This is a genomic window from Bradyrhizobium ingae, assembly GCF_055791185.1.
In genome coordinates this window covers 1-3,548 of sequence record NZ_JBVUBB010000082.1, presented here as the reverse complement: position 1 = coordinate 3,548, position 3,548 = coordinate 1, and the positions used below count along the sequence as shown (strand labels likewise).

At 65.2% G+C, this 3,548-nt stretch carries 3 protein-coding genes; 1 reads left to right on the top strand and 2 read right to left on the bottom strand.

The window, feature by feature from the left end:
* Positions 1-31 precede the first annotated feature (31 nt).
* Entirely contained in the window at positions 32-1,633 is a 1,602-nt protein-coding gene (locus ACV1FX_RS41520) for a hypothetical protein (protein WP_473123252.1), read from the bottom strand.
* Between the two features lie 105 nt (positions 1,634-1,738).
* On the opposite strand from ACV1FX_RS41520, the gene ACV1FX_RS41515 reads away from it, so the two are divergent.
* Positions 1,739-2,038, top strand: a complete 300-nt coding sequence (locus ACV1FX_RS41515; protein ID WP_473123251.1) for a hypothetical protein — start codon at positions 1,739-1,741, stop codon at positions 2,036-2,038.
* A gap of 59 nt (positions 2,039-2,097) precedes the next feature.
* On the opposite strand, the gene ACV1FX_RS41510 is transcribed toward ACV1FX_RS41515, so the two are convergent.
* The gene (locus ACV1FX_RS41510; protein WP_473123250.1) at positions 2,098-3,495 is read right to left on the bottom strand and encodes a hypothetical protein; all 1,398 of its coding nucleotides are present in this window, start codon (positions 3,493-3,495) and stop codon (positions 2,098-2,100) included.
* Positions 3,496-3,548 lie beyond the last annotated feature (53 nt).

Sequence of the window (3,548 nt, the reverse complement as noted above, 5' to 3'; positions counted from 1 at the left end):
CTGGCCGGAGGGGGCGCGATCGTCGCTCATATCAATTCCTTCTGGTTAGACGTCGTTGAGGTTTCTCGGAAAGTGTTGCAGGCGTCGACGACGCGGCGGCTTGGACCGCTTCGCGACCGGTACCCATTAGGCGATCAAGACGCTTGATTTGCTTCATCGTCTCGCCAACCATCGTATCCAGCGCCTCCGGGGTCACGTTGCCACGCTGCAACAGAATTTCGGCGAGACGAGCTCGCACCTGGGCGCTATTGCCGCTCAGTGCGTTCGAACTCGACTGGATTAGCTGGCGCGCCGCGCCGGTGTAGTTGCCGCTGAAGATGTGGCCGATCACCGAAGGGTCGATCGAGAGCGCCGAATCGTCGGCGAGGTTCTCGGCCGTCTTGGAGTTGCCCAGCGCAGCATTCCGCGTCTGGAACATCGTCTGTTCGCGGTCGATCTGCCGTTGCAGCTTCGGAGCTCGGCCGGGAACGGCGAACGCGTCAAGCTCCTGGCGCATCGCGTCCGAGCTGAGAGCGCGAGCCTTGTTCGTGCCGAAAGCCGCGTTTTGTGCTCCGCTGATCTGCGGATCCACGTAGCCGCGCCGAAATGCGGTCTGCGCTTCCGCATCCGGCAGAGCGTTGAACTGCCGAATGGCATCCTCCGGCCGGCCCGGCTTCGAGCCGATCAGCTTGCCGAGATCCAGCGCCTCAATGCGCCTCTGAGCCTCACGGTAAGCATCGCGAGCGCCAGCGTAGCTGCTGGACGTTCTCGCCAAGGCCTCATCCAACGCATCCCGGATCGGGATCAATTCCGCGACCAAGGCGCCCTGGTTGTTGTCCGTCGCCTTGGAGATCATCATGTCGATGTTCGTCTTGGCGCGGAAAGCCTGGTTGACGTTCGATCGCGTGAGCGTCGGGGCCGCGAGATAGCTGCGCGCCTCTTTGAGGGCGTTGCCGATCGGGTCGCGCAACACTGCTTCTTGCGCCTCGATGCCAGTGCGCGCGCCAATGTCTGTCGGAAGCGCGCCCCGAACTCGGGCAAGATTGTCAGCGGCCGGTGAAATCGCACGGTTCGCGATCGCAACCGGGGCGCTGACGTCGATCGGCATGGTTTCGCGTTTCACGGGCGCATAGCTGCGGCCGGCCTCGAAATTCGCGTTCTCGACCATCGCCGCGCGCGTCTGCTCTGCGGTCTGCGGCGCGTCGAAGGCGTCCTGAAGCGCAGTCGTCAACCGGCGCCCCTGATCGCCTTGCCGCGACTCCAAGGCCTGCACCGCAGCTGTGCGGCCTTCTCCCGGGCCACGGGCGGCGCTGCTCAACAGCCGCTGTCCGGCGTTGCCCATGGCATCAGCCATCGTGAAGACGCCTTGCCCCTCGGCATTGGCCTGCGCGATTCGATCGGCGATTTCCTGGGTGGTGAGGCCGCTTTCGCTGACAGCGCGGGCAACCTGACGCGTCGCGTATCCCTCCGGATTGAAGAGCGCACGCACGTTGCTGACGATGGGCGCGGTAACCTGTCGCGCAATGGCTCCCGCGAGCGGGCCAGCCGCGCCTACTCCGGCGCCGAGTGCTGCGCTCGGGATGGGGTTTTCACCACGCACGCCAGCATCCGCGCCGGCAAGCGCGGCATTTGAAAGCGCGCCGCGGGCCATCATGCCGCCAAGGCCACCTTCGATTCCGAACGCCCAAGGTGCTGCATATACCGCCGGGATCGTGCCGGCGGCCGCGCCGGCGAGCTTTGCAGTCGTGTCGATGACAGGATGTTCCTGCTGAAACTTCGCATCCATGCCCTCCTGATCGCGCAGCGAGTGCGCATATCGCTCCGACCACGTCGGTTCGTTGAGCTGGTCTTTTTCGTCGAACAGCGGATTGAGCACCGGCGCCAGTGCGGCGTTCGTCGCCGCATCCATTTTGTTGACGAGGCCGCCGAGGATCGGGACGCCGGTGGCGAGCGAGCGCACAGTGCTGTTGCCGGCCGATGCGAGCGATGCGAGCGACATCGGGTCAGGCGCAAACGACGACGCGATTTGGTCAACGGTGGACTGCTGTTCGGCCGGTGATAGCTTCAAAAAACTATCGTCGACCGTCACCTTTTTGCCTTCGATGTTGAGGACCGGCATTATTCAACGCTCCACTTCACACCGGTGCGCGTCGTGCCGCCGCTCGAGCTAGGCGAAGCATCGCCACCGGGCGAAGCCGCGGACGAGCCGAAGCTGGGACCTGCGGCCTTCCGCATCTGCTCGATCGCCGCCCACCTGGCCGCGCGCTTTTGCGTCAGCACCTCGGGAGCGTCGCCTGGTTGCGGCATCATTTCCTTTTCGTACCGGCTGAACTCTTCCTTCGAGATGGCCGCGCCCGATTCCTGCCGGAGCATGGCGGTGATGAAGGCGCTCGAGGCCTGCCGGTATTTCTGATAGTCGGCCGAGTGCATGGAGTTGGTCACAGCCGTGCCACCGACAAGTGGTAGCGCATCGAGCGCGCGGCCAGCATACGACGTGCCTTCGCCCTCGATCGGGCGCAGCGCCGCCTCTGCCTGCTGCATGCGGGTCGCAAAGGCCGAGGCCTTGGCCTGCGTCTCTGTCATTTTCCCGGTAGCAGCATCCGCGCCGGCTTTGGTGACCTCACGGACGAACGTCTTGCGGTCGACACCGGCCGGGACGGCGATTTGCTGCCCGTTCGGACCGGTGACGGTGCTGGAGCTCGCCTCTGCATCGGGAGCCTCGTACGGCGTGACGGTGCGCTTGTTCTTGTCGACAAAACCATACCGCTCGGTACCGTCGTCGCTCTTGCTGATGACGCCGAAATCGGCCTTGGGCGTCCCCTGATACGCTGGCGCGACCGCGCCCGTGCGCGGATCCTGCCGAACGATCGTGCCATCCGGCAACTGCGCAAAGCTGTACTTGCTGCCGCCCAGCGCCTCCATAATGGGTTTGCCATACCCGTCTGGATCAATCGCGGCCAAGATCGCGCGCTCCTTCGGGATTCCAGCAGCTTGTAGCGCCTGGTAGCGCACGTTGAGGAGGCGCGCCTGCTGTTGCTGCGGCGTGCCTTGGCCCATGCCGGCGAGACCCGCAACGCCACCGAGCAGCATGCCGAGCGGTCCTGTATGGGCATTGGCGAGAGCGCCCTGCATCATGCCGCCAAGGCCGCCGGTCTGCTGCGGATGGAGGAGAGACGCGATGTCTTGCTGCGGCGCTGCTGGCTGCTGGGGCTGCTGCGGCACATTCCCGGGCGACATCTGCGGAGCCGCCGGCATAGCTGCCGCACCGGCGAAACCGGCGCCGATCCGCGGCATGCTGTAGTCGCCGATCTGGATTGGCGCGTTCTGCGGCTGCTGCGGTGCCGCCGGTGCTTGCGTCGGCGCTGGCATAGCCGCGTTTGCATCCATGGGCGACTGCGGGAAGCCGCCCCCGGGCTGATACTGCCCCTGCATGGTGAGCTGTGACAGCAGGCGGCCGAGCAGGCCTCCGCTGTCCTGGTAGGTGTCGGGCGAGTAGTAGCTGTCGAACAAACCCACGCGCTTAACCTCCGAAGCTCAAGTTCAGCGGGCCCTTCGGAATGAGCGAGCCG